The organism is Agrobacterium sp. NPDC058088, from assembly GCF_042885035.1.
Classification (GTDB): domain Bacteria; phylum Pseudomonadota; class Alphaproteobacteria; order Rhizobiales; family Rhizobiaceae; genus Agrobacterium.
In genome coordinates this window covers 773,053-796,799 of record NZ_JBHVSU010000002.1, presented here as the reverse complement: position 1 = coordinate 796,799, position 23,747 = coordinate 773,053, and the positions used below count along the sequence as shown (strand labels likewise).

Genomic DNA, 23,747 nt, shown 5'->3' with positions numbered 1-23,747 from the left:
CTTTTCAGTTTAACGTCTCACACCGCGATCTCGCCACCGTGACGAATTCGCAGGCATAAGCCGCCTTGTCTTTTTGCATGAACACGATGAACTTGCTGCCGTTCGGAACCGAGGCCTTGATCTCGTATCCCGACGACAGAAGCTGCTTGATGGTCGAAGAGCCGCCGCTCGACAGCGCAACAGCCCCCTCGTCCGTTGCCGTCTGGGCAAGAACCGGTGCCGTCATCACTGCGAGAAAAGCCGGAAGGGCCAGCGGCAGACGCATCAGCGGTCGACCTCCCCGAACACGATGTCGAGAGAGCCGAGCACGGCTGTAACGTCGGCAAGCTGATGGCCCTTGCACAGGAAATCCATCGCCTGCAGATGGGCATAACCCGGCGCGCGGATCTTGCAGCGGTAGGGTTTGTTGGAACCATCGGCAACCACATAGACACCGAACTCGCCCTTCGGCGCTTCCACGGCGGCGTAAACTTCGCCAGCGGGAACGTGGTAACCTTCGGTGTAGAGCTTGAAGTGGTGGATCAGCGCTTCCATCGACCGCTTCATCTCACCGCGCTTGGGCGGAACCACCTTGCCATCCAGCGAGGAGACCGGGCCGATGCGGTGCTTGCCGGACAGGAGATCGACACACTGCTTCATGATCTTTACCGATTCGCGCATTTCCTGCATGCGGATCAGGTAACGGTCATAGCAGTCGCCGTTCTTGCCGACAGGAATGTCGAATTCCAGATCGGAATAGCACTCATAAGGCTGCGAACGACGCAGATCCCAGGCAGCGCCCGAACCGCGAACCATGACGCCGGTGAAGCCCCAGGCAAAGGCGTCTTCAAGCGAAACGACGCCGATATCGACGTTACGCTGCTTGTAGATGCGGTTGTCGGTCAGCAGGCCTTCAATATTGTCGAGAACGGTCAGAAACGGATCGCACCATTTGCCGATATCATCAACCAGCTCCGGCGGCAGGTCCTGGTGGACGCCGCCCGGACGGACATAGGCCGAGTGCATGCGGGCGCCACAGGCGCGCTCATAAAACACCATCAGCTTTTCGCGTTCTTCGAAGCCCCAGACCGGCGGCGTCATGGCGCCGACGTCCATGGCCTGCGTCGTGACGTTCATGATGTGCGACAGGATGCGGCCGATTTCTGAATAAAGCACGCGGATCAGCTGTCCACGCATCGGGATTTCGAGGCCCAGCAGCTTTTCGACAGCGAGCGCGAAAGCATGTTCCTGGTTCATCGGCGCGACGTAATCGAGGCGGTCGAAATAGGGTACAGCCTGCAGATAGGTCTTCGTCTCGATCAGCTTTTCGGTTCCGCGATGCAGAAGACCGATATGCGGATCAACGCGCTCGACGATTTCGCCGTCCAGTTCCAGAACCAGACGCAGCACGCCGTGCGCGGACGGATGTTCCGGACCGAAGTTGATCGTGAAATTGCGGACGTTATGCTCAGTCATACTAGTGCTCCGCCGAGGTGATCATGGCGATGAATTCGGGGCCGGTCATGTTCTGCGTGGTCTCAGCGAAGGAATAGCTCGAAGGCTTCTCATCCGTGAAAATCTGCGACGCGAACGTGAAACTGGAAGGGTTGTCAAAAGCCTGCAGCGAAACGGCAAAATGCTTGCCATCCTTGGAGCGCCACATCAGCGTGCTGCCGCAGTTCTTGCAGAAGCAGCGCTCGCCCCACTCCGACGAGGAATAGATGCCGAGGCTCTCCTCGTTTTCGACGGAGATATCAGCGCATTCGACAGCCAGAAACGCGCCGCCGGACCAGCGGCGGCACATGGAGCAATGGCAAACGCCGAATTCGCGGGCGCCGATGACGGCCTCGAGGCCGACGGCGCCGCAAAGACATTGGCCATGCTCTGTCGCGGAGACCTGGCTCATTGCTTGGCCTTTTCGTCGCCGGGAAGAACGTATTCGGTCCCTTCCCAAGGGGAAAGGAAGTCGAAGTTACGGAATTCCTGCTTCAGTTCGACCGGTTCATAAAGAACCCGTTTCAGAACGTCATCGTAACGCACTTCCACAAAGCCGGTAACCGGAAAATCCTTGCGCAGCGGGTGGCCTTCGAAGCCGTAGTCGGTGAGGATACGACGCAGGTCCTTATGGCCTTCGAAAGGAATGCCATACATGTCCCATGCTTCGCGCTCGAACCACTCTGCGCCCATAAAAACTGAGGTCGAAGACGGCACGCCTTCGTCTTCCGCCACCTGCAGCTTGACGCGAACGCGCAGGTTCTGGCGCGGCGACAGCAGGTGATAGACGACATCGAAACGCTTCTCGCGCTGCGGCCAGTCAACGCCGCAGATATCGATGATATTGACGAATCCGCACTGCACGTCGTCGCGCAGGAAGGTCAGAAGCGCGATTACGCTTTCGGGCGTCGTGTTCAGCGTCAGCTCGCCATAGGCGATATCGGCCGACACCACGAGTGAACCGCGCGCTTCCTTAACGTAAGCAGCAAGATCGTTGAGAGCTTCGCTCATTCCAAAATCGTCCTTTGCCCTTAGCGCTCGATCGTACCGGTACGACGAATTTTCTTTTGCAGCAGAAGCACGCCGTAAAGCAGCGCTTCCGCCGTGGGGGGACAGCCCGGAACGTAGATATCCACCGGCACGACGCGGTCGCAGCCACGCACCACGGCATAGGAATAGTGGTAATAACCGCCGCCATTGGCACAGGAGCCCATGGAGATGACGTAACGCGGCTCAGGCATCTGGTCATAGACCTTGCGCAGGGCCGGCGCCATCTTGTTGGTCAGCGTGCCGGCAACGATCATCACGTCCGACTGGCGCGGCGAGGCGCGCGGGGCAACGCCGAAGCGCTCCATGTCGTAACGCGGACCGGAAGCCTGCATCAGGCCCTCGACGGCGCAGCAGGCCAGACCGAACTGCATCCACATCAGGGAGCCGGTACGGGCCCAGGTGATAAGCTCGTCGGTCGAGGTGACGAGAAAGCCCTTGTCGGCCAACTCGTCGTTGATTTCCGAGAAGTAGGCATCGTTGCTGCCAACCGGCTTACCGGTTGAGGGATCGATGATCCCCTTCGGCTGCGGCGCGACGAGCGTGCTGTTGTTCTGGCTCATGCCCATTCCAGCGCTCCCTTCTTCCACTCATAGATAAAGCCGATGGTGAGAACGAGAAGGAACACCATCATCGACCAGAAACCGAACCAGCCCATTTCGCCGAAAGACACCGCCCATGGGAACAGGAAGGCGACTTCCAGGTCGAAGATGATGAACAGGATCGACACGAGATAAAAGCGGATATCGAACTTCATGCGGGCATCGTCGAAGGCATTGAAACCGCACTCGAAAGCAGAAAGCTTTTCCGGGTCCGGCGCCTTGTAAGCGACAGCGAACGGCGCAATGAGAAGCGCCAGGCCGATGACGAGAGCGATACCGATGAATATTGCGATCGGAATGTAGGAACTGAGGAGTTCAGTCATGGTCTCTTCCCTGCCCGGCCGGGTGCCGGGCCTGCCTTTGTGACCTTAAGTCTCAAAGAGCGGACAATATGTTGCAACGCCAAAGTGGTTAGCGCAGCCGCGCCCTCTCTGCAAGAGTTTAGGCACCATTTCAAGACACCTGCCGCATTGATTGGCAACAATATTGCCGGAATTGACGCAAATTTGGGCCACAATTCCGACCTAAGTCCCTCAAATACAATAATAATCGATTACAGGACGCAACCGCAAAAAAGTCACACGAATTTTACGTCGAAACGGCGGCGAAGTGACGATATCCCGATATCGAAACTTGACTAAAAAAAGCAGGAAAAATCTCGCCTGAAACCCCGGAATCAGGCATCAGAATCATCGGAAATTGAGGCGCGCAAACCGCGCGTCAATCTGGGTTTGAGGATACATTTCAGGAAGAAGAAAATGGCGCGAGTGACGGGGCTCGAACCCGCGACCTCCGGCGTGACAGGCCGGCACTCTAACCGACTGAGCTACACCCGCGCTCCACAGACATTCATCTGCGTTTTTTCCGAGGAACAGGATGGCGCGAGTGACGGGGCTCGAACCCGCGACCTCCGGCGTGACAGGCCGGCACTCTAACCAACTGAGCTACACCCGCTTATCCTGACGGACAGAACCTTGGTTCCGCCGTACGAACCAGCCTCGGCTGTTCGTTGAGCGGCTAACTACGGCGTTCGTGCGGGGGTGTCAAGCAGGTTTCACGACAAAAGAATAAGCTTTTTCATTTTGATCAGGAAAAACCCTGGGGCCTTTTATCGACGCTCCAGCAAATGCCCTGTTTTGCGGGCTTTTCCCAACGAAAACAAAAAACTTGTCCACAGCCAGCGGCTTTCCCACCGTCATTTCTACAGGGTCGTCAGAACGTCATTGGTTTCTGATTTTACCAAAAAGCCCGCAGTTCCCGGCTTTTTACCCCTCCCCTTCGGCGGAGGGAAAAACCTCCCCGAAAAAAAACAAAAAAACTTCACAAAAGCCCTTGCGGTTTTTTTCCGATCCGAATACATCACGGCCACCGACGCGGCGGACATGATCCGCAAGACGCGAAGGGCGATTAGCTCAGTTGGTAGAGCGCCTCGTTTACACCGAGGATGTCGGGAGTTCGAGTCTCTCATCGCCCACCATTTTCCCAGTTCTAAGAAATAAACTTTTGGCGTGTTCGTCGTTTTCGGATCGGTCAGCGTTTTACCTTGAATTCCCCGGACAGGAATCAGGTCGCCGGCCCTGCTTTCGATTTTGCGTTGAATGACCGGATTCACAAACCGGAACCACCGGAATCGTTTTATCCTACTCTCATTTATTCCAAATTGAGACTTCTGTTCCGTATTCCGACAACTGGGCCGAAGCTCTGTGTCACTCCGTAACATACCGAAAAATAAGCAGATTCAGACTTTTTAAACAGGTTTCTGGCATTGTTTGCGTACCGTTTCATGATGAACGGCTGAACTGATGGATGAAACCATGTCGATCGACGCGTTTGTTACACTCGCGCTTATTGCGCTGCCTGTTTATATTTTTTTCCGCTGGGTCCAGCAGGATTCGGAAAAACCAGATACTCCCAAAAGTCCAAAGTCCATGGGGCGCTGATCCGTCAGGATCGGTCTGCTGCATATTTAAGGACGGCACCTGGACAAAACTCACCAAGATTCGATACTGAGAGAGCAATGCCGATATTGCGGCTTGTCTCATGACGCATCGTTGAAGAGTGGCGATAGCCCTGGTGGCTCTCTTCGCCAAATAAAAAGCCGGGCATAGCCCGGCTTTTCTCTTTTTTCGATACAGCTTAGCGCAATCAGTTGATCGCCTTCATCTCGACCTTGAAAAACAGCGTCTCGCCGGAAGAATCATCGACGCCGTCATTGTCTGTCACGGCATAGGCCGTTCCCGCCTTGTCGAAGGTGAAGCCTTCCAACTTGTCGACGACATAGCCGTTGGTCTGGGCCTTGAGGTCGGCCAGGAAGTCATGGGCTTCCTGCTTGGTGACCAGCGGCAGCTCGCCACCGATCTTGCCCGGCTTCAGGTCGGCAATCGCCACGCGGTAGAGCTTCTTGATCTTGGCCTTGTCACCGATCTGGTTGTCGCGCTCGACGATGTAGACATTATCGCCCTGCGCGGTGATTTCAGACAGGCCGACCCAACCGGCTTCGGTCTTGTCGAGCGGGTAACGCACGGCGCCCCATTCCTTGGACTTCGGATTGTAGGAGACGAGCTTCACGAAGCCCTTCTCGTCCGTGCCCCATTCGCGCTGCACGGCCATCCACAGCGTCGCGTCATCGCCCTTGCCGACCATGGTAACGCCTTCAAAACCGAAGCGAGTATCACCGGCGAGCAGTTCCTTTGGCAAGGCAATCTCGGCCTTGATCTCCCCCTTGGCGTTGACGTTGTAGAGCGCGTGCGGCACGAGCTTGGCACTGTCGCCTTCCGAGGCCAGCCAGAACCCGCCCTTGCCATCCAGCGTGATGCCTTCGATATCGAGCTTCTGCGCGGCAATGCCGTCACGCTTGACACGCAGCACGCTGGTGATGGCGGCAGGCTTCTTGGTCGCGTCGATGGTATAGATCGACGGCTGGTTGCCATAAACCGAGTCGGAGACGGCGTAGAGAATGCCAGGCTTTTCGGCATCGCCAACCAGGCCCGACAACGCACCCCAGCCGATCGGCGCACCATCGACAGTGGCTGAAACCAGTTGCGGATAGGCCGGCTCACCTTCGGCACGTTCATAAATCATGACATGCGAGCGGGCGCCACCATCCTCGACCAGATCGGCCTCGTTGGCCGTGACGAAGAGGTTGCGCGAGGGAATGGCGACAGCGCCTTCGGGCGAAATGCCCGAAGGCAGGAGCTGCGTCAGCAGCGGCTCAGCGCCTGTATCCTTATAAACAGCGGCAATGGAAGCGCGCTCGGCAAGCACGAAGAAGTACTTCTGACCATCGAAGGTCGCCGTTTCCAGACCCTCCGGCTCGATGCCCTTGGCCTTGGAGCGTTTTTCTGGATAGTGGCCAATGGCGGCAACCGCGTGCTCGAGCGAAGCGCCGGCTTCATAAAGAAGCTTGCCGGTCTTATCGAAAATGGTGAAGCCGCGCGCGCCGCCCTGCCAGTCGCCCTCGTTGGCGATGACGATACGGTCATTGTCCAGCCACTTGACGGCATCAGGTTCGCGCTTGCGGCCTTCCTGCTTGTCGGTGAATTTCAGCTGGCCATCGGTCTTGGTGTCGATGCCTTCCAGATTGACGGTGCCGGCAGAGAAATGCGTCCTCACCGTCCCGCTCTTGCCGTCGATGATGACGATGTGGTTGTTTTCCTGAAGCGTCAGCGCGATCTCGCCATTGGCATTGATCGAGACGAATTCCGGCTCCGGATCCTCAGGCGAAATTTCAGCGAGACCGGTAACATCAATCTTCTTCAGGGTTGCGCAATCGGCCACGCCGTCTTTCAGGCCAACCGTAACCAGATAACCGGCCGGCATCTGCGGCAGTGCGCCTTCATTCACCTTTTCGTCGCGCTCGTTTTCGATCGCGATGGCGGCAAAGGTCTTGTCCGGGGAAACCGCGACGGAATCGGGCTGGCCGCCGAGATCACAACTCGCCTCAATCTTCTTGGTGGCGATATCGACCGTCACCAGCTTGCCCGACGGGTTGGCGCGGTTTTCCGACGTGTTGACACCGGCCAGAACCTTCGCGCCGGCAACAGCGACAGATGTCGGCTCGCCCTGAAGCAGCAACGCACCGCCGGCCCTGGGGGCCTTCGCGTCAGTGATGTCGATGAAACCGATGCCGCCAAGCGGGCTGTCCGAATAGATCAGTGTCTTGCCATCTTCACTGGCGGTCACGATTTCAGCTGATGTAACGGACTTGGCGTCCTTGTCCGCAGGCAGGTTCTTCACGACAGGAAAAGATGCGATGCGGTTGAAAACCGGCTCGGCAGCGGCCGGAAAGGCTGCGGATGTCAGCAGTGCCGCAGTCAAAGCCATTTGAGAAAATCGGAACGCCATTTTAATCCCCCTTGGATCCAGAAACACCCCATGGCTTCTGCGTCAAAGACGTGACAGTGGCATGACAGTTCCTGTCGGGAATCAAAAAGCCCGGTCATGGAGACCGGGCTTTTCTGTTTCTGCGCACATTCCGCGTATCGGAGCGCCATGTGACCGGATGGAGGCTACACAGGCGCGCTGTGATGGCGGTTGCGCGTCACAACATCTTTCCTCGTGATCCTGAAAAGCCGCCCGCCCGCCGCGGGCGTCGCGACCTTCGGGAAACCTTACGAGTTGACGGCGTCCTTCAGGCCCTTGCCTGCGGAGAACTTCGGAACGTTGCGAGCCGGGATATCGACTTCAGCACCCGTGGAAGGGTTACGGCCCTTGGAGGCTTCACGGCGGCTGACGGAGAAGCTGCCGAAGCCGGCGAGACGGATGTCGCCACCGTTCTTCAGTTCGCTCTGTACGGTTTCGAATACGGCATCAACAGCGGAAGCAGCATCTGCCTTCGTGAGACCAGCCTTTTCGGCAACAGCAGAGACGAGCTCGTTCTTGTTCATGTTTCCACCCCTTTCAATGGTTTGAAACGACTAAAATGAAGCCGGCGCAGAATACAGTCGCATCCGCGCGCAGCAACTCAAAAGCGCTGGAATCGCCTGAAAAACAAGGGGTCTGGAGTTTTTTTCACAAAAAAGGCCGACATTTCTGCCGGCCTTCCACATATTCGTGCCAATTTGGCATCACTTGCACCGAGCTTGGTGCCGCACACGCGATCTACTACCTAACGCATTGATTCTATGCGCTGCCGTCGCGAAAGGCGATTCCCGCCCTTCGCGACGATCAGTGTATCAGTGCGCGATGGTCTGGCTGCCGTCATCAACACCTTCGACCGTTGCGATCACAGGCGTTTCGATGCTGCCGTCCCACTCGATGGGTTCCGGCTGGCGGATGAGGGCGTGCTTGATAACCTCGCCCATACGCGACACCGGAATGATTTCCATCTCGTTCTTCACATTGTCCGGAATCTCCGCCAGATCCTTGGCGTTTTCTTCCGGGATCAGCACCTTCTTGATGCCGCCGCGAAGCGCTGCAAGCAGCTTTTCCTTCAGGCCGCCGATCGGCAGAACGCGACCACGAAGCGTGATCTCGCCCGTCATCGCCACATCCTTCGAGACCGGAATGCCGGTCATGATGGAGACGATGGCGGTTGCCATGGCAACACCGGCGGACGGTCCGTCCTTCGGGGTCGCCCCTTCCGGAACGTGAACGTGGATATCGCTCTTGTCGAAGCGCGGCGGTTCGATGCCAAAGTCCACGGCGCGCGAACGGACATAGGATGCCGCCGCCGAAATGGATTCCTTCATCACTTCCTTGAGGTTACCGGTGACCGTCATGCGGCCCTTGCCCGGCATCATCACGCCTTCGATGGTGAGCAGCTCACCGCCGACTTCCGTCCAGGCCAGACCCGTGACGACACCGACCTGATCCTCGCGCTCGGCCTCCCCGTGACGGAACCGCGGAACGCCCAGATAATCCGGAACATTGGCACCGGTGACTTCCACGGACTTGACCTTGCCCTTGATGATCTCGGTGACAGCCTTGCGCGCCAGCTTCATCAGCTCGCGTTCGAAGCTGCGCACGCCCGCCTCGCGGGTGTACTGCTGGATGACGACCATCAGGGCATCATCGGTGACCGAGAACTCTTCCGGACGCAGGGCATGTTCCTTGATCGCCTTGGGCAGCAGGTGACGCTTTGCGATTTCGCGCTTTTCGTCTTCCGTGTAACCGGCGATGCGGATCACTTCCATACGGTCCATCAGCGGGCCGGGAATGTTAAGCGTGTTGGCCGTAGTCACGAACATCACGTCGGACAGGTCGTATTCCACCTCAAGGTAGTGATCCATGAAGGTGGAGTTCTGTTCCGGATCGAGAACCTCCAGCAGTGCCGACGACGGATCGCCACGGAAGTCCATGCCCATCTTGTCGATTTCGTCGAGCAGGAAGAGCGGGTTCGCCTTCTTGGCCTTCTTCATCGACTGAACGATCTTGCCAGGCATGGAGCCAATATAGGTCCGGCGGTGACCGCGGATTTCCGCTTCGTCACGAACGCCACCCAGCGCCATGCGCACATATTCGCGGCCGGTCGCCTTGGCGATCGACTTGGCGAGCGAGGTCTTGCCGACCCCGGGAGGACCGACGAGGCACAGGATAGGACCGCGAATTTTCGAAGCGCGGGCCTGTACTGCCAGATATTCGACAATACGTTCCTTGACCTTGTCCAGACCGAAGTGATCCTGATCGAGGATCGTCTCGGCCGCATTGAGGTCGGTCTTGATCTTCGACTTCTTGCCCCAGGGCAGACCTAGCAGCCAGTCCAGATAGTTGCGCACGACGGTCGCTTCCGCCGACATCGGGCTCATCTGGCGCAGCTTCTTCATTTCCGCTTCGGCCTTTTCCTTGGCCTCCTTGGAAAGCTTGGTCTTGGCGATGCGCTCTTCCAGTTCGGCCATCTCGTCACGGCCATCCTCGCCGTCGCCGAGCTCCTTCTGGATAGCCTTCATCTGCTCGTTCAGGTAATATTCGCGCTGGGTCTTCTCCATCTGGCGCTTGACGCGCGAGCGGATGCGCTTTTCGACCTGAAGCACCGAAATCTCGCCTTCCATGAAGCCGAGCGCCTTTTCAAGCCGCTGCTTCACGCTAACGGTTTCGAGCATTTCCTGCTTTTCGGTGATCTTGATCGACAGGTGCGAAGCGACCGTATCGGCGAGCTTAGAATAATCGTCGATCTGGCCGGCGGCGCCGACAACCTCGGGCGAAATCTTCTTGTTGAGCTTCACATAGCTCTCGAATTCCGAAACGACCGAACGCGAGAGCGCCTCGATCTCGACCGGATCTTCGGCAGGTTCCTGCAAAGGCGTCGCCGAGGCTTCGTAGAAGTCCTCGCGGCTGGTGTAGCTGTCGATCTGAGCGCGGCCCTTGCCTTCCACCAGCACCTTCACTGTGCCGTCGGGAAGCTTAAGAAGCTGCAGGACATTGGCGACCGTGCCGACCTTGTGGATGGCTTCCGGTGCCGGATCGTCGTCGCTGGCGTTGATCTGGGTGACAAGCATGATCTGCTTGTCCGAACCCATGACTTCCTCGAGCGCACGGATGGATTTTTCCCGCCCGACGAACAGGGGAACGATCATATGCGGGAAAACGACAATGTCGCGCAGGGGAAGTACTGGATAGGTACCACCAGATGCCGCAGACGTGATGTTCGTCATATCATTTCCTTTCCTGGTCCCTTTCGGGACACTTTGCCGGACAGCTTGGGGCATCCGGCACATTCATTTCTCGAGACTGAAAGTGGAGTTTCGAAACACCGATTTCAAGTCGTCGGAACAGACAGCCCTACGCAACGGCAAGACCGTGAAACTCAACAAAACTCAGCGCTGGCTCATACTCCCGACATTCCGGTTATCCTCAAGGGCCAGGAACCGGGTCGCCGACGAAATTCACATTTCCGTCATATCGCGCTGCAAATCAGTTGTAAGACTTTATCAGCAAAGCGCAATCCGCTCCAAACGCAAAATCGGGCTTCCCCAAGTTAGGCGCAAGTTTCGCAAGGCCCATCTAATAGAAAAGGCCCGCACGGATGCGAGCCTCTGATTTCATCAAACATCACAGCAGCCAATTACGCCGAGACGTTGGTCTTTTCTTCCTGACGGTCCGCGTAGATGTAGAGCGGACGCGCGACACCGCTGACGACGTCGTTGGAAATGACCACTTCGCGTACGCCTTCCAGCGTCGGCAGTTCGAACATGGTATCCAGCAAGATCTTTTCCATGATCGAGCGCAGGCCGCGGGCACCGGTCTTGCGGGTGATCGCCTTGCGGGCGATTTCGCGCAGCGCGTCTTCGTGGAAGGTCAGCTCGACGTCTTCCATCTCGAACAGGCGCTGGTACTGCTTGACCAAGGCGTTCTTCGGCTCGGACAGGATCTGGATCAGGGCATCTTCATCCAGGTCTTCCAGCGTTGCCAGAACGGGCAGACGGCCGATGAACTCGGGGATAAGACCGAACTTCACCAGATCTTCCGGCTCCAGTTCGCGCAGCACTTCGCCCACACGGCGATCGTCTTCCGCCTTGACGGTCGCACCGAAGCCGATCGAGGTCTTTTCGCCACGGGCCGAGATGATCTTGTCGAGGCCGGCAAACGCGCCGCCGCAGATGAACAGGATGTTGGTCGTATCCACCTGCAGGAATTCCTGCTGCGGATGCTTGCGTCCACCCTGCGGCGGAACGGAAGCGACCGTGCCTTCCATGATCTTCAGAAGCGCCTGCTGAACGCCCTCGCCCGACACGTCGCGCGTGATGGACGGGTTGTCCGACTTGCGGGAAATCTTGTCGACTTCGTCGATATAGACGATGCCGCGCTGGGCGCGCTCGACATTGTAATCCGCAGCCTGCAACAGCTTCAGGATGATGTTTTCCACATCCTCGCCGACATAACCGGCTTCGGTCAGCGTCGTTGCATCCGCCATGGTGAAGGGAACGTCGATGATGCGGGCGAGCGTCTGGGCAAGATAGGTCTTGCCGCAACCCGTCGGACCGACGAGCATGATGTTCGACTTCGCAAGCTCGACATCGCCATTCTTGGAGGCGTGCGCGAGGCGCTTGTAGTGGTTGTGAACGGCCACAGACAGTATCTTCTTCGCCTGCTTCTGGCCGATGACGTATTCGTCGAGGATCTTGATGATGTCCTGCGGGGTGGGCACACCCTCACGCGACTTCACCATAGACGTCTTGTTCTCCTCGCGGATGATGTCCATGCACAATTCGACGCATTCATCGCAGATGAACACCGTCGGTCCGGCAATGAGTTTCCGGACTTCGTGCTGGCTCTTGCCGCAGAATGAACAATAGAGTGTGTTCTTAGAGTCGCCGCCGTTGCTGCCGCTGACTTTGCTCATATCTCTTTCCTTCCAGCACGCCGCAGGTCCGCCAAACGGATCGCGGTCAACTTACCGCCCGCCGATACGGCAGCCCTTGGGGTGCATCGCCGTATCCGCCTCGTTTCCCGGGGTACTAACCGGTATCAGATACATGAGCTGATACCCGGCTGCAACGAATTCCCCATCAAACCCAGCTACGTCATAAAAACTCAACATAGCCTTTATATATACTAATATCGCTTTCTGTGGCGGTTGAAAGCCCCGAAATTACTTTTGAGGCTTCAAACAAACGTCAAAAAGCGGCGCGCCTCAATTCGCGGCGGCGCCTTCGATTTCCTGGCGCGAGGTCAGGATCTTGTCGATCACGCCCCAGTCCTTCGCCTCGTCTGCATCCATGAAGTGGTCGCGATCAAGGGTTTTTTCAACCTCTTCGAGCGTGCGGCCGGTGTGCTTCACGTAGACTTCATTGAGGCGGCGCTTCATCTTGATGATGTCGCGGGCATGGCGCTCGATATCCGAGGCCTGGCCCTGGAAGCCGCCGGAAGGCTGGTGCACCATGATGCGGGCGTTCGGGGTCGCAAAACGCATTCCCTTTTCACCGGCGGCCAGAAGCAGCGAGCCCATGGACGCGGCCTGGCCGACACAGAGCGTCGAGACCGCAGGGCGAATGAACTGCATCGTATCGTAAATCGCCATGCCGGCGGTCACGACGCCACCTGGCGAATTAATGTAGAGCGCAATTTCCTTCTTGGGGTTTTCAGCCTCGAGGAAAAGCAGCTGCGCGCAGACGAGCGATGCCATCTGGTCTTCCACCGGACCGGTGAGGAAAATGATGCGTTCCTTGAGAAGACGGGAAAATATGTCGTAGGAGCGTTCGCCGCGATTGGTCTGCTCAACGACCATCGGCACCAGAGCCATGGCGGTATCAACTGGATTTTTCATGTCCGTCCTTTGTCAACTCTGCCCTTCGCGGAAATCCGCTCCGGAATCACTTCTAACCTTCGTTCTCCCTACATAGAGTGTCCCTGCCCCGTACTTCAAGACACGAAGCCGCATATCCTTAACGGCTCAACAGGGTTTGCAGGGCTTGAAGGCCGGCCCCGGCGGGCTTTTGCACCCGTTCGTCCCAGCCGCAGCCAATTGTCTCCCCGCCATCAATTTTTTACCAAGACTGGCGAGGACCAAAAAAATGTACTTCATGCACAGATATAACTTCTAACCGGCAAGAACTCGTTAGTATTTGCTGCTGATACTGAAAAACGAATTTCGGTTCCCATCGGCGAACAGGCCCATCCGGGCGAAATGGCAGCTCAACAATTCAGCGGGAATAACGCACGTCGTGCGAGCTTCTCCGCTTTTGCCGCATGATGGCGCAGATAGGATTTTGCAATGCTGGATGCAAAGACGAGCACGCTACTATGGGCGGCGGAGACGTTCACCCTTGCCGTGCTTTTGGGAACGCTGTGGCTGCACCGCCCTTCCCGCCGGCACAATCTCTATTTCGCCGCGGGTTTCCTCGCCACAGGCGCTGGTACTGTCATGGTGGCGTTTCGCGGGGAAATTTCAAGCTTCCTGTCCATCCAGGTCGGCAACACCTTGGCGCTGGCCGCATTTGGTTTCTGGCTCGCGGGCCTCCTGTCTCTGGAGCAACGCAAGCTTGCGGGCTGGATTGCGATCCCTGCCCTGCTGTGGATCGCCGGAATGTTCGTGCCGACCGTTCGTGAAAACATGGTCGGCCGTATCCTGCTTTATCACGCCAGTGCGGCAACAGGCTATTTTATGCTCGCTGGCATACTTCTCGCCAGCAGGGAGCGTCGCTCGCGCAGCCGAAAGGTGTTGGCAACGATCCTGATCCTGCAGGCCTTTGCTGGCGCCCTCGTCGCATCCATCGTCATCCCGGCCAATGCCGCGATTCCCAATGCCATTCCCATGACGTCAGCTCTTGCCATCTCCGGCATGCTCGGCTTCACGGCCATCATCATGATCAGCGCCAAGATCATCATGGAGGACACGGAAAGCCGCCTCCACCGGCTCGCCATGACCGATCATCTGACCGGCGTCCTTAACCGGCGGGGCCTTCTGGAAGAATTCGAGCGCATCAAGAAAAGGTCTTCGGCCTCCAGCCGTCATGTGGCGCTGGTGCTGTTCGACATCGACCATTTCAAGAAGATCAATGACAGATACGGACACCAGTCCGGTGATGCCGTGCTTGTGCATTTCTGCAAGATCGCACAGCGCGTGATCGGCGATCGCGGCCTTTTCGTCCGGATGGGTGGTGAGGAATTCGCGTTGGTGGCCGAGGTGGAGAGCCCCTCCAGCACCGTGACACTTGCCGAATCCATCCGCAGCAGTCTGCTCCTTTCCAAGATCACTGCACGCAACGAAGCCATCAAGGTGACGACCAGCGTCGGCATATCCGAAGCGATGATCGAGGATGCCGAGCTGAGTGTGATGATGACCGAGGCTGACCGTGCGCTTTATGCCGCCAAAAAAGCCGGGCGCAACCGAACCGTCATCCATGTGAATTCGGCCAATGTGATCGTGCCCGCCCCGGACCGCGAGGAAAACCCGATGGACAACAATGCCGACCGGCAGGTCGCGGCGCTGAACCGGATATCCGCCATCGCCAGCCGGTGAGGATGTAGCCATACGGTGACAAACGGCGGCACCGGCTAGGCGTTTTCCGCCCTTCCCAAAGCGCCACACGCGGAATAAACCATCAGCATGACAGCGACATTCCCCTTTCTCAAAATCGACCCCGCTACCCGCCGCGTTTCACTTAACGCCCGCGATCCGGCCTTCTACAACGATCCAAATCCGGTTTATGCCGCCTTGCATGCGCAATGTCCCACCTTCTACTGGGAGGAGCAGCGGCAATGGTTTTTTACCGGTTACGACCATGTCAGCGCCCTTTTGCGCGACCGCCGGTTCGGGCGGCAGATCCTGCATGTGGCGAGTCGTGAAGAGATCGGCCTGCCGGAGCCGCTCGAGCATGTGAAGCATTTCGACCTGGCCGAGCAGCATTCGCTTCTCGAGCTGGAGCCGCCGGAGCACACGCGGCTGCGCACGCTGATCAACCGCGCCTTCGTTTCGCGGCATGTCGACAAGATGAAGCCGGAAATCGACGAACTCGCCAACCGGCTGATAGACGCCTTCGAAGCGAATGGCGAGACGGAGCTGCTCTCCTCGTATGCCGACATCATTCCCGTGACGATGATCGCCCGCATGATCGGCATTCCCGAGGAGATGGGGCCGCAGCTTCTGAAATGGTCGCATGCCTATGTCGGCATGTACATGTTCAAGCGCACGCCCGAAGACGAACTTTTGGCCGACAAGGCCGCGCAGGAATTTTCAGACTATGTGCGCAGCGTCATCGCCGAGCGACGGGCGGAGCCGAGGGACGATCTGCTCAGCCACATGATCCATACGGAGCACAAGGGGCAGTACCTGACCGACGACGAGCTGGTCTCCACCACCATCGTGTTGTTGAATGCCGGTCACGAAGCGACGGTGCACCAGATCGGCAACTCCGTGCGCATCATTCTGGAAAGCGGCATCAACCCCGAAACCCTCTTCCACGACGAGACGGCAACCGAGCGGACAGTGGAGGAAACGCTGCGCATCTGCGCACCGGTCCACATCTTCCAGCGCTGGGTTCTTGAACCGGTCGAAATCGATGGCGTGCAGTTCAGGCGCGGCGATAAAGTCAGCCTCATCCTGGCCGCCGCCAACCTCGATCCGGCGAAGTTTTCCGATCCTTTGGCCTTCCGGCCGGATCGGAACGAAGGCGCCAACGTCTCCTTCGGCGCCGGCATCCATTTCTGCATCGGCGCGCCGCTTGCGAGACTGGAGCTCAATCTCGCTTTGCCCCTGCTTTTCAAACGTCTGCCGGGTCTGAAGATCGCCGAGCCGCCCAAGGTGAAGGACGTCTATCATTTCCATGGTCTGGAGCGGCTCGATCTCAGCTGGTAGATCAGCGTGACGAAGCGTCGCCCTTAGATCTGCGCCAGCCCACCGTCGACGGAAAGTTCCACGCCGGTAATATAGCTGGCCTTGGAAGACGCCAGAAACAGCACTGCCTCGGCAATTTCGTCGGGGTCCGCCATCCGACCGATCGGTGCCGCTTCCTTCAGATAAGCCTGGAAACCGGCGATCTTTTCATCGTCCATCTTCAGCCCGTTTTCCATGATCGGCGTGCGGGTAACACCCGGGCTGACGGTATTGACGCGAATTCCGCGCCCTTTGAGATCATTGGCAAAGCTTCGGGCAAAGGATCGAACCGCCGCTTTCGAAGCATTGTAAGCGCTCAGCCTTTCCATGCCCTTGCTGCCGACGATCGACCCCGTCAATACGATCGAACCGCCATCGCGCAGCACGGGCAACAGCGTCTGCACCGTGTAGAACACGCCCTTTACGTTGATATCGAAAATCCGGTCGTAGAGGGCCTCATTGGTCTCGCCAAGCTCGTTATTCTCCGCGATGCCGGCGTTGGCGACCAATACGTCCACTTTCCGCCCGTCTGCTTCTATACGGTTCTTGAGCTGCTCCAGGTCAGAGAGCTTCGCAACGTCGGAAACGAAGCCGATTGCCCCCTTCCCGAGTTTGGCGACGGCGGCATCGAGACTGGCCGAAGTGCGGCCCGTCAGGTAGACGGCAGACGCCCCACCTTCCAGAAACAATTTGGCGACTGAAAAGCCGATGCCGGTCGATCCGCCCGTGACGACGACCACTTGCCCGTTGAACATTCCAGACATTGCAAACTCCGTAAATATCTAATTTACCGAATAACCGTAATTCGGTATTTCGGTTTTATTGAAATATTGAAGACTGTCAATCCATATGCTAGAGCGGGCCCATGGTTCAGTTTTTTCATCCCGCTCGCGAGGACATATCGTTAACGGCCGTACTGGCTGCTCTAGGCGAACCCGCACGAATGGGCATCATCCGTAAATTATGGGGGTCCGAGACCGGACAAAATTGTGGCTCGGCGGCACCCTGTCAGGATATGCCGCGCTCAACCCTTTCCAGCCATATGCGAATCTTACGTGAGGCCGGATTGATCCGCACTCATAAACAAGGCGTCGAAAATATCAGCGTCGTCCGCCTTGAGGATATGGAAGCCCGCTTTCCCGGGCTCCTTCCATCGATTCTCAAATTCGACGGGCAATAGTAGCTTTGAAGCGTCATCAGGCTTCAAAGCCTGATGACGTAATCCTTCCGCGTTGTTTCAACGACCTCCCAGGTGCCAGTAAAGCCCGGCCGCAGGACGACGCGGTCGCCTGGCCTCAGATTGCGCGGCGCTCCGCCGTCCTCGGTCAGGATGGAGTGGCCTTCGAGAATGTTGAAATACTCCCACTCATCATAGACCACCCGCCATTTGCCGGGTGTGGACTGCCAGATGCCCGCATAGATGCCGCCGGTCGCCTCTTCCAGATTCCATGTCGTGAATTTGGGATCGCCTGATATCAGCCTTTCCGGCGCGGGCGCGCCATGCTCCACTTCGACAGCGTAGCTTTCAAAAGACACAAGATTTGTCATGTCGGCGCGCCCCTAGATTTTTGCGAACGACTGTTCGAGATCGGCGATGATGTCCTTGACGTCCTCGATGCCGATCGACAGGCGCACCACATCCGGCCCGGCGCCGGCGGCGGTCTGCTGCTCCGGTGTCAGCTGGGCATGGGTGGTGGAGGCCGGGTGGATGACGAGCGAACGCGTATCGCCGATATTGGCGAGATGGGAGAAAAGCTGCAGCCCTTCCACCAGTGCCTTGCCGGCGGCATAACCGCCCTTGATACCGAAGGTGAAGACCGAGCCCGCCCCCTTCGGCGAATAATGCTGCTGGATGGCGTGGTTGTCGCTGTCCTCCAGGCCCGCATAATGCACCCAGCCGACCTTCGGATGTGCCTTCAGCCATTTCGCGACGGCGAGCGCATTGTCGGAATGGCGCTGAACGCGCAGCGGCAGCGTCTCTATGCCGGTCAGGATCAGGAAGGCGTTGAAGGGCGAGATTGCCGGGCCGAGATCACGCAATCCCAGAACGCGGCAGGCAATGGCGAAGGCGAAATTGCCGAAGGTCTGATGTAGCACGACGCCGGAATATTCCGGCCGCGGCTGCGACAATGCCGGGAATCTGTCGCTCGCCGACCAGTCGAAAGTTCCGCCGTCGACGATGATGCCGCCCATGGAATTGCCGTGCCCGCCGAGGAATTTCGTCAGCGAATGCAGCACGATATCCGCGCCGTGTTCCAGCGGCCGAAGCAGATAGGGGCTCGCCATGGTGTTGTCGACGATGAGCGGCAGGCCGTGGCGATGGGCGACATCGGCAATCGCGGCGATATCGATGAAAGTGCCACCGGGATTGGCAAGGCTTTCAATGAAGATGGCGCGCGTGCGCTCATCGATCTGCGCCTCGAAGCTTGCCGGATCTGCGTCGTCTGCCCAGCGCACCTGCCAGTCGAAACCCTTGAAGGCGTGGCCGAATTGGTTAATCGAGCCGCCATAAAGCTGGCGGGCGGCAACGAAATTATCACCGGACTGCATGAGCGTATGGAAAACCAGCAATTGCGCCGCGTGGCCAGACGCAACGGCGAGCGCCGCCGTGCCGCCTTCCAGCGCCGCCACGCGCTCCTCCAGAACCGCCTGCGTAGGGTTCATGATGCGGGTATAAATATTGCCGAACTCTTTCAATCCGAACAGGGCGGCGGCGTGATCGGCATCGCGGAAAGCATAGGCCGTCGTCTGATAAATCGGCGTCGCGCGCGCCCCGGTGGTCGGATCAGGCTGCGCGCCCGCGTGAACGGCCAGCGTCGAAAATCCGGGATTGTTGCTCGGCATTATGTTTCCTCCATTGGAATTTTGGAGAGATCATAATGCCTTGGCGCCAAATGATAAGTGCAATCCGTACCAACTATCGCGCAATATTGAGACGCGGATACTCAATTGCGGGACAACGGTCCATCACCACTTCCATGCCATAGGCTTCCGCCTTGGCGGCCGCATTGTCGTCGCGAACGGAAAGCTGGCCCCAGATCACCGAAGGTCGCTCGGGCAGCAATATCGCCTCTTCGACAATGGCCGACAAATATTCCGGCGCGCGGAAAACATCGATCATGTCGATCGCCTCAGGGATATCTGCGAGCCTGGCATAGACCTTCTGGCCCAATATCTCCTTGCCCGCCTGACCGGGATTGACCGGAAACACGCGATACCCCTTGGACAGCAGAAAGCGCATCACGCCGTGGCTGGGCCTCTCGGGATTGGGAGAAGCGCCTAGCAGGGCGATGGTTTTGACGTCAGTCAGAATTCTTCTGAGATAGTCGGGCTCGTAAGTATCATGCTGCATGTCAACTTATCCCTTCCGGAACGTCATGTGGTTTAAAGAAGGTCCGCGCAAATCTTCTATCCGAAAGCCTCGGGAGCATAGCGTCTCGCGCATGATGTCGCCAACACAGCCTTGACGCCGCCTGTTGCGCCCCACCCCTCGCACATAGGAAGCTTCTTCGTCATCTTGAACCCCTGCCCGCTAGAAAATCGCGGCCACGGAGAGTTTGGAGTCGTGCAGCGACCGCCCTTCGGCTACGCAAAATGATTTCACCAAGCACAGGCATCCAGATTTTATTGACTATCTTGTCCAGTTTTAAAAAATGGCGCAGCCAAGCCTGAATGAAGGGCAAAAACAACATTGGCGTGCAATTCATGCGCTGTTCGTCTCCTGTTTGTTTTCATTCCGTTCGCAGTTAAATTAGCCATATCTAATTTTCAAGAAGTTATGTCGTAAATCAATCAAGACACCAACCTGTAACGTTATAGTCCGTCCCTCTAAGAATTTTTGAAATTTGTTTTCACCCACACCATTCCCGAATTGATACACCTTGCTTCAAGTCACCCATGGGAGATCGGCGGGAACATTTAGTGAAACACGTCGTATTTTCAGCCCAAGCGCTCCTCTTGGCAAAGCAGAAAGCCGTGCATCCACCACGGGCGCCCGCGCCTGACAGATGAAATCCTGAGCAGAACCTGGCATTGACCCCGCGCAAAATCATTCCGCCATTCGACGACATGAACAAAGCAAAAACTTTACGCGTGTAACAATATCTGCGGCAGGCACACCCCGCTCGGGTGGTTCGCGCGATCGAAAAACATGTGCGTGCGTGGGTAAATCGGAAAAGGCTGGCCGCCCGCCGGAAATCGATTCCGGTTTTCAAACCGATGTTATAGGTTGCACAAAGTAGCCGGCGAGCGAGTCTCTATTGTGACATTGGACATTCTTCTTCTTGTGCTCCTCGGTGCGGTGCTGCATGCCGGATGGAACGCATTGGTCAAATCCGGATCCGACAAATCGCTGGATGCCTCGCTGATTGCGGCGGGAGCTGCGGCCTGCTCCTTACCCTTCCTGCCTTTCCTGCCCTTTCCCGCGCCGGTGGCCATTCCTTTTCTGATTGCCTCGGCTGTTCTGCAATTTGCCTATTTCCGCCTCGTCGCCGCCGCCTATACGATCGGCGACATTGGCCTCGTCTATCCCGTCATGCGCGGAGTGGCGCCCTTGATCGTCGCCGCAACGAGCAGCCTGTTCCTCAGCGAGGTGTTGAGCCCCCTTGCTCTGGCGGGTATCGCAGTCATTTCCGGCGGCATCCTGACGCTGGCTTTCGAAGCGCGGCGCGGCGGCGGAAAGGCGATCCTGGTCGCTCTCCTCAATGCCTTCGTGATCGCCTCCTATACTTTTGTCGACGGGGTGGGAGCGCGGCTTTCCGGCAATGCCATTTCCTATACACTGTGGATGTCGCTTCTGCCGCCGGTACTGCTGTTCGGTTTTGCCTTTTACCAGCGGGGCATCGGCCCGGTCGCGCAGCATGTGCGGCGCAACTGGTGGCGCGGCCTGATCGGCGGCGGCGGCTCCATTCTGTCCTATGGTCTGGCGCTTTATGCCATGACCAAGGCCCCCGTTGCCGTCGTCGCGGCGCTGCGGGAAACCTCCATTCTTTTCGCGCTGGTGATCTCCGTCGTCATCCTGAAGGAACGCGCCAGCGTCTGGCGTTATCTCGCCGGCGGCATCATTGCAGCGGGCGTTCTGGTAATGCGGCTCGGCTAAAACGGGTCCATCCAGTGGGGTAAAATAATACCCCATTACTAACGTACTGTTTTTATTATTTTATTTTTACGACCTGCAAAATCGGTCATATTGACGCTTTCGCACACACACCGTATAAGCGCGCCAGATCGGATTCCAGCCGGAATAGGGTCATTTGCGGTTGCCTTTAAACGCAACCAAATCAAGCAACAAGAAACGCCCGTATGCTCTTTTATCAGGAGTGTGACGGGTCCACGTTAGAAAGTGAAATCCATGTCTACTTTCGTTCAGAAGCCCGCTGAGGTGGAGAAGAAGTGGATCATCATCGACGCCGAAGGCCTCGTTGTTGGTCGCCTCGCAACCATCGTTGCAACCCGCCTGCGCGGCAAGCACAAGGCTACCTTTACCCCCCACGTTGATGATGGCGACAACGTCATCGTTATCAATGCGGAAAAGGTTGCTTTCACCGGCAAGAAGTATTCCGACAAGAAGTACTACTGGCACACCGGTCATCCGGGTGGCATCAAGGAGCGCACCGCTCGCCAGATCATCGAAGGCCGCTTCCCGGAGCGCGTCGTTGAAAAGGCCATCGAGCGCATGATCCCGCGCGGCCCGCTCGGCCGTCGCCAGATGAAGAACCTGCGCGTTTACGCTGGCTCTAACCACCCGCACGAAGCACAGCAGCCCACCGTTCTCGACGTGGCCGCGCTTAACAAGAAGAACGTAAGGAGCGCCTGATAATGGCCGATCTTTCCTCTCTGAAAGACCTCGCCCCGGCATCGGAAGCTTCGGCTCCCGTGCACGTCCGCAAGGTTGACACTCTCGGCCGCTCCTACGCGACCGGCAAGCGCAAGAACGCCGTAGCCCGCGTATGGGTGAAGGCCGGTTCTGGCAAGATCATCATCAACGGCCGCGATTTCACCACGTATTTCGCACGCCCGGTTCTGCAGATGATCCTCCAGCAGCCGCTGGTCGCTGCTGCCCGCTCGGGTCAGTTCGACATCATCGCAACGGTTGCAGGCGGCGGTCTTTCCGGCCAGGCCGGCGCCGTTCGTCACGGTGTTTCCAAGGCTCTCACCTACTTCGAACCGGGCCTGCGCTCCGTTCTGAAGAAGGGTGGCTTCCTGACCCGCGACAGCCGCGTTGTCGAGCGTAAGAAGTACGGTAAGGCCAAGGCCCGCCGTTCGTTCCAGTTCTCCAAGCGCTAATCGCTTACGGGAACGGTTCGTTCAGAACTTCGAAAGGCGGGGCTTCGGCTCCGCCTTTTTTCGTGGCTCTCCTCCCTTGTTTTTTTGGCAAGAAGACAGCAACCTCGGCGCAAATCGCAATGGGGTGATCAATGCCGGCCAAAACAATCGACCATGCCTTTACCGCGACGGCGCTGACTTCGGCCGCCACCGACCCGACCCATGCGGGCGTCCTATCCTTCATGCGTCGTAAATATACGAAGAACCTCAAGGGCGTTTCGACGGCGGTCTGGGGCATTCCCTTTGACGCCGCCACCTCCAACCGGCCAGGTGCGCGCTTCGGGCCGCAGGCGATCCGCCGCGCCTCGGCGATCTTTGATAATGATCCGCAATATCCCTTTGCACGCGATCTTTTCGCCCATATGCCGACCATCGATTACGGCGACTGTCTGCTCGATTACGGCAATCACTGGAAGACACCTGATACGATGGAAAAGGAAGCGCGAAAGATCATCTCCAAGACGGATTATCTGCTGACGCTCGGTGGCGATCATTTCATTACCTGGCCGCTGCTGAAGGCGCATGTCGCCAAACACGGGCCACTGGCGCTGGTGCAGTTCGACGCGCATCAGGATACCTGGTTCGACGATGGCAAGCGCATCGATCACGGTTCCTTCGTGGCACGCGCTGTGCGGGATGGGTTGATCGACGCGGATCGATCCATCCAGATTGGCATCCGCACCCACGCCCCGGAGGATTTCGGTATCCGCATTCTCCACGGTTACGAGGTGGAGGACATGCGTGCGGGCGATATCGCGGCGCTGATCGTCAAGCACACGGCTGGCATGCCCGCCTACCTCACCTTCGATATCGATTGCCTCGACCCCGCCTTTGCACCGGGAACAGGCACGCCCGTGGCTGGTGGGCCGACAAGCGCCAAAATTCTCTCCGTTTTGCGCGGTCTCGACCAGCTGGATATTCGCGGTTCCGATATCGTGGAGGTAGCGCCCGCTTACGACCATGCAGATATTACCGCCATTGCCGGAGCGACCGTTGCAATGTATATGCTTGGCTTGCGCGCCGAACGGCTGGCCAAGGCTGGCTGACAA

The 23,747-nt window shown here is 57.8% G+C and carries 23 protein-coding genes and 3 tRNA genes; 9 read left to right on the top strand and 17 right to left on the bottom strand.

Going from position 1 to position 23,747, the window contains the following annotated elements; translation table 11 throughout:
• Positions 1 to 4: 4 nt before the first annotated feature.
• The 8 genes from ACFVTJ_RS09275 to ACFVTJ_RS09240 form a co-directional block, all read right to left on the bottom strand.
• The gene (locus ACFVTJ_RS09275; RefSeq protein WP_386906583.1) at positions 5 to 265 is read right to left on the bottom strand and encodes a hypothetical protein; all 261 of its coding nucleotides are present in this window, start codon (positions 263 to 265) and stop codon (positions 5 to 7) included.
• Complete coding sequence (locus ACFVTJ_RS09270; RefSeq protein ID WP_020012326.1) at positions 265 to 1,455, bottom strand: NADH-quinone oxidoreductase subunit D; 1,191 nt, start codon at positions 1,453 to 1,455, stop codon at positions 265 to 267. Before ACFVTJ_RS09270 ends, ACFVTJ_RS09275 begins: the two co-directional genes overlap by 1 nt.
• A gap of 1 nt (position 1,456) precedes the next feature.
• Positions 1,457 to 1,885 (bottom strand): GFA family protein, encoded by a 429-nt coding sequence (locus tag ACFVTJ_RS09265; RefSeq protein WP_386906580.1) that lies wholly within the window; start codon positions 1,883 to 1,885, stop codon positions 1,457 to 1,459.
• A complete protein-coding gene (locus ACFVTJ_RS09260) occupies positions 1,882 to 2,484 on the bottom strand; it encodes an NADH-quinone oxidoreductase subunit C (protein WP_020012324.1) in 603 nt (200 codons plus the stop codon). The genes ACFVTJ_RS09265 and ACFVTJ_RS09260 overlap by 4 nt, the downstream gene beginning before the upstream one ends.
• Positions 2,485 to 2,504: 20 nt before the next feature.
• On the bottom strand, positions 2,505 to 3,089 hold the full coding sequence (locus tag ACFVTJ_RS09255; RefSeq protein ID WP_386906578.1) for a NuoB/complex I 20 kDa subunit family protein: 585 nt from the start codon (positions 3,087 to 3,089) through the stop codon (positions 2,505 to 2,507).
• Positions 3,080 to 3,445 (bottom strand): NADH-quinone oxidoreductase subunit A, encoded by a 366-nt coding sequence (locus tag ACFVTJ_RS09250; RefSeq protein ID WP_003496469.1) that lies wholly within the window; start codon positions 3,443 to 3,445, stop codon positions 3,080 to 3,082. Before ACFVTJ_RS09250 ends, ACFVTJ_RS09255 begins: the two co-directional genes overlap by 10 nt.
• A 436-nt stretch (positions 3,446 to 3,881) precedes the next feature.
• Positions 3,882 to 3,958, bottom strand: a tRNA-Asp gene (locus tag ACFVTJ_RS09245).
• Between the two features lie 41 nt (positions 3,959 to 3,999).
• A tRNA-Asp gene (locus ACFVTJ_RS09240) sits at positions 4,000 to 4,076 on the bottom strand.
• A 447-nt stretch (positions 4,077 to 4,523) separates the two neighbouring features.
• Here ACFVTJ_RS09240 and ACFVTJ_RS09235 point away from each other — a divergent pair.
• A tRNA-Val gene (locus ACFVTJ_RS09235) sits at positions 4,524 to 4,599 on the top strand.
• Between the two features lie 337 nt (positions 4,600 to 4,936).
• Positions 4,937 to 5,062: a hypothetical protein gene (locus tag ACFVTJ_RS09230; RefSeq protein WP_386906954.1), complete on the top strand. Its 126-nt coding sequence runs from the start codon at positions 4,937 to 4,939 to the stop codon at positions 5,060 to 5,062.
• Positions 5,063 to 5,267: 205 nt separating this feature from the next.
• Here the strand turns inward: ACFVTJ_RS09230 and ACFVTJ_RS09225 are convergent, their stop codons facing one another.
• From ACFVTJ_RS09225 to clpP, 5 genes are all read right to left on the bottom strand, one after another.
• A complete protein-coding gene (locus ACFVTJ_RS09225) occupies positions 5,268 to 7,466 on the bottom strand; it encodes an esterase-like activity of phytase family protein (RefSeq protein WP_386906576.1) in 2,199 nt (732 codons plus the stop codon).
• Between the two features lie 266 nt (positions 7,467 to 7,732).
• Positions 7,733 to 8,008, bottom strand: a complete 276-nt coding sequence (gene hupB / locus ACFVTJ_RS09220) for a DNA-binding protein HupB (protein ID WP_003502360.1) — start codon at positions 8,006 to 8,008, stop codon at positions 7,733 to 7,735.
• 288 nt (positions 8,009 to 8,296) lie between these two features.
• A complete protein-coding gene (gene lon, locus ACFVTJ_RS09215) occupies positions 8,297 to 10,714 on the bottom strand; it encodes an endopeptidase La (RefSeq protein WP_386906574.1) in 2,418 nt (805 codons plus the stop codon).
• Positions 10,715 to 11,124: 410 nt separating this feature from the next.
• Complete coding sequence (gene clpX, locus ACFVTJ_RS09210; protein ID WP_003521528.1) at positions 11,125 to 12,402, bottom strand: ATP-dependent Clp protease ATP-binding subunit ClpX; 1,278 nt, start codon at positions 12,400 to 12,402, stop codon at positions 11,125 to 11,127.
• 291 nt (positions 12,403 to 12,693) lie between these two features.
• Entirely contained in the window at positions 12,694 to 13,326 is a 633-nt protein-coding gene (gene clpP, locus ACFVTJ_RS09205) for an ATP-dependent Clp endopeptidase proteolytic subunit ClpP (protein WP_003521529.1), read from the bottom strand.
• Between the two features lie 447 nt (positions 13,327 to 13,773).
• Here clpP and ACFVTJ_RS09200 point away from each other — a divergent pair, with 447 nt between their 5' ends.
• Positions 13,774 to 15,021, top strand: coding sequence for a diguanylate cyclase (locus ACFVTJ_RS09200; RefSeq protein WP_386906570.1), 1,248 nt, complete (start codon positions 13,774 to 13,776; stop codon positions 15,019 to 15,021).
• Positions 15,022 to 15,108: 87 nt separating this feature from the next.
• Positions 15,109 to 16,356 carry a cytochrome P450 gene (locus ACFVTJ_RS09195; protein WP_386906568.1) on the top strand — a complete coding sequence of 416 codons (1,248 nt, stop codon included), beginning with the start codon at positions 15,109 to 15,111 and terminating at the stop codon, positions 16,354 to 16,356.
• 23 nt (positions 16,357 to 16,379) lie between these two features.
• On the opposite strand, the gene ACFVTJ_RS09190 is transcribed toward ACFVTJ_RS09195, so the two are convergent.
• On the bottom strand, positions 16,380 to 17,138 hold the full coding sequence (locus ACFVTJ_RS09190; RefSeq protein ID WP_386906566.1) for an SDR family NAD(P)-dependent oxidoreductase: 759 nt from the start codon (positions 17,136 to 17,138) through the stop codon (positions 16,380 to 16,382).
• Between the two features lie 101 nt (positions 17,139 to 17,239).
• Between ACFVTJ_RS09190 and ACFVTJ_RS09185 the strand changes: the two genes are divergently transcribed.
• A complete protein-coding gene (locus tag ACFVTJ_RS09185) occupies positions 17,240 to 17,554 on the top strand; it encodes an ArsR/SmtB family transcription factor (protein ID WP_386906564.1) in 315 nt (104 codons plus the stop codon).
• Between the two features lie 23 nt (positions 17,555 to 17,577).
• On the opposite strand, the gene ACFVTJ_RS09180 is transcribed toward ACFVTJ_RS09185, so the two are convergent.
• The 3 genes from ACFVTJ_RS09180 to ACFVTJ_RS09170 all read right to left on the bottom strand — a co-directional run bounded on the left by ACFVTJ_RS09180 (position 17,578) and on the right by ACFVTJ_RS09170 (position 19,726).
• Complete coding sequence (locus ACFVTJ_RS09180; RefSeq protein WP_386906562.1) at positions 17,578 to 17,922, bottom strand: cupin domain-containing protein; 345 nt, start codon at positions 17,920 to 17,922, stop codon at positions 17,578 to 17,580.
• A gap of 12 nt (positions 17,923 to 17,934) precedes the next feature.
• On the bottom strand, positions 17,935 to 19,218 hold the full coding sequence (locus ACFVTJ_RS09175) for an O-acetylhomoserine aminocarboxypropyltransferase (RefSeq protein ID WP_386906560.1): 1,284 nt from the start codon (positions 19,216 to 19,218) through the stop codon (positions 17,935 to 17,937).
• A gap of 73 nt (positions 19,219 to 19,291) precedes the next feature.
• Positions 19,292 to 19,726 (bottom strand): CoA-binding protein, encoded by a 435-nt coding sequence (locus ACFVTJ_RS09170; RefSeq protein WP_386906558.1) that lies wholly within the window; start codon positions 19,724 to 19,726, stop codon positions 19,292 to 19,294.
• 909 nt (positions 19,727 to 20,635) lie between these two features.
• On the opposite strand from ACFVTJ_RS09170, the gene ACFVTJ_RS09165 reads away from it, so the two are divergent.
• The 4 genes from ACFVTJ_RS09165 to speB all read left to right on the top strand — a co-directional run bounded on the left by ACFVTJ_RS09165 (position 20,636) and on the right by speB (position 23,744).
• Positions 20,636 to 21,472: an EamA family transporter gene (locus ACFVTJ_RS09165; protein WP_386906557.1), complete on the top strand. Its 837-nt coding sequence runs from the start codon at positions 20,636 to 20,638 to the stop codon at positions 21,470 to 21,472.
• Positions 21,473 to 21,724: 252 nt separating this feature from the next.
• On the top strand, positions 21,725 to 22,189 hold the full coding sequence (rplM, locus tag ACFVTJ_RS09160) for a 50S ribosomal protein L13 (protein ID WP_006312738.1): 465 nt from the start codon (positions 21,725 to 21,727) through the stop codon (positions 22,187 to 22,189).
• 2 nt (positions 22,190 to 22,191) lie between these two features.
• On the top strand, positions 22,192 to 22,659 hold the full coding sequence (gene rpsI, locus ACFVTJ_RS09155) for a 30S ribosomal protein S9 (RefSeq protein WP_003496509.1): 468 nt from the start codon (positions 22,192 to 22,194) through the stop codon (positions 22,657 to 22,659).
• A 131-nt stretch (positions 22,660 to 22,790) separates the two neighbouring features.
• A complete protein-coding gene (gene speB, locus ACFVTJ_RS09150; protein WP_386906554.1) occupies positions 22,791 to 23,744 on the top strand; it encodes an agmatinase in 954 nt (317 codons plus the stop codon).
• The last annotated feature ends 3 nt before the right edge of the window (positions 23,745 to 23,747 follow it).

What these genes read in the sequence shown, in the direction of transcription:
- ACFVTJ_RS09275 (WP_386906583.1), bottom strand. Translation starts at nt 265, where the DNA reads ATGCGTCTGCCGCTGGCCCTTCCGGCTTTTCTCGCAGTGATGACGGCA.
- ACFVTJ_RS09270 (WP_020012326.1), bottom strand. Translation starts at nt 1,455, where the DNA reads ATGACTGAGCATAACGTCCGCAATTTCACGATCAACTTCGGTCCGGAA.
- ACFVTJ_RS09265 (WP_386906580.1), bottom strand. Translation starts at nt 1,885, where the DNA reads ATGAGCCAGGTCTCCGCGACAGAGCATGGCCAATGTCTTTGCGGCGCC.
- ACFVTJ_RS09260 (WP_020012324.1), bottom strand. Translation starts at nt 2,484, where the DNA reads ATGAGCGAAGCTCTCAACGATCTTGCTGCTTACGTTAAGGAAGCGCGC.
- ACFVTJ_RS09255 (WP_386906578.1), bottom strand. Translation starts at nt 3,089, where the DNA reads ATGGGCATGAGCCAGAACAACAGCACGCTCGTCGCGCCGCAGCCGAAG.
- ACFVTJ_RS09250 (WP_003496469.1), bottom strand. Translation starts at nt 3,445, where the DNA reads ATGACTGAACTCCTCAGTTCCTACATTCCGATCGCAATATTCATCGGT.
- ACFVTJ_RS09230 (WP_386906954.1), top strand. Translation starts at nt 4,937, where the DNA reads ATGTCGATCGACGCGTTTGTTACACTCGCGCTTATTGCGCTGCCTGTT.
- ACFVTJ_RS09225 (WP_386906576.1), bottom strand. Translation starts at nt 7,466, where the DNA reads ATGGCGTTCCGATTTTCTCAAATGGCTTTGACTGCGGCACTGCTGACA.
- hupB (WP_003502360.1), bottom strand. Translation starts at nt 8,008, where the DNA reads ATGAACAAGAACGAGCTCGTCTCTGCTGTTGCCGAAAAGGCTGGTCTC.
- lon (WP_386906574.1), bottom strand. Translation starts at nt 10,714, where the DNA reads ATGACGAACATCACGTCTGCGGCATCTGGTGGTACCTATCCAGTACTT.
- clpX (WP_003521528.1), bottom strand. Translation starts at nt 12,402, where the DNA reads ATGAGCAAAGTCAGCGGCAGCAACGGCGGCGACTCTAAGAACACACTC.
- clpP (WP_003521529.1), bottom strand. Translation starts at nt 13,326, where the DNA reads ATGAAAAATCCAGTTGATACCGCCATGGCTCTGGTGCCGATGGTCGTT.
- ACFVTJ_RS09200 (WP_386906570.1), top strand. Translation starts at nt 13,774, where the DNA reads ATGCTGGATGCAAAGACGAGCACGCTACTATGGGCGGCGGAGACGTTC.
- ACFVTJ_RS09195 (WP_386906568.1), top strand. Translation starts at nt 15,109, where the DNA reads ATGACAGCGACATTCCCCTTTCTCAAAATCGACCCCGCTACCCGCCGC.
- ACFVTJ_RS09190 (WP_386906566.1), bottom strand. Translation starts at nt 17,138, where the DNA reads ATGTCTGGAATGTTCAACGGGCAAGTGGTCGTCGTCACGGGCGGATCG.
- ACFVTJ_RS09185 (WP_386906564.1), top strand. Translation starts at nt 17,240, where the DNA reads ATGGTTCAGTTTTTTCATCCCGCTCGCGAGGACATATCGTTAACGGCC.
- ACFVTJ_RS09180 (WP_386906562.1), bottom strand. Translation starts at nt 17,922, where the DNA reads ATGACAAATCTTGTGTCTTTTGAAAGCTACGCTGTCGAAGTGGAGCAT.
- ACFVTJ_RS09175 (WP_386906560.1), bottom strand. Translation starts at nt 19,218, where the DNA reads ATGCCGAGCAACAATCCCGGATTTTCGACGCTGGCCGTTCACGCGGGC.
- ACFVTJ_RS09170 (WP_386906558.1), bottom strand. Translation starts at nt 19,726, where the DNA reads ATGCAGCATGATACTTACGAGCCCGACTATCTCAGAAGAATTCTGACT.
- rplM (WP_006312738.1), top strand. Translation starts at nt 21,725, where the DNA reads ATGTCTACTTTCGTTCAGAAGCCCGCTGAGGTGGAGAAGAAGTGGATC.
- rpsI (WP_003496509.1), top strand. Translation starts at nt 22,192, where the DNA reads ATGGCCGATCTTTCCTCTCTGAAAGACCTCGCCCCGGCATCGGAAGCT.
- speB (WP_386906554.1), top strand. Translation starts at nt 22,791, where the DNA reads ATGCCGGCCAAAACAATCGACCATGCCTTTACCGCGACGGCGCTGACT.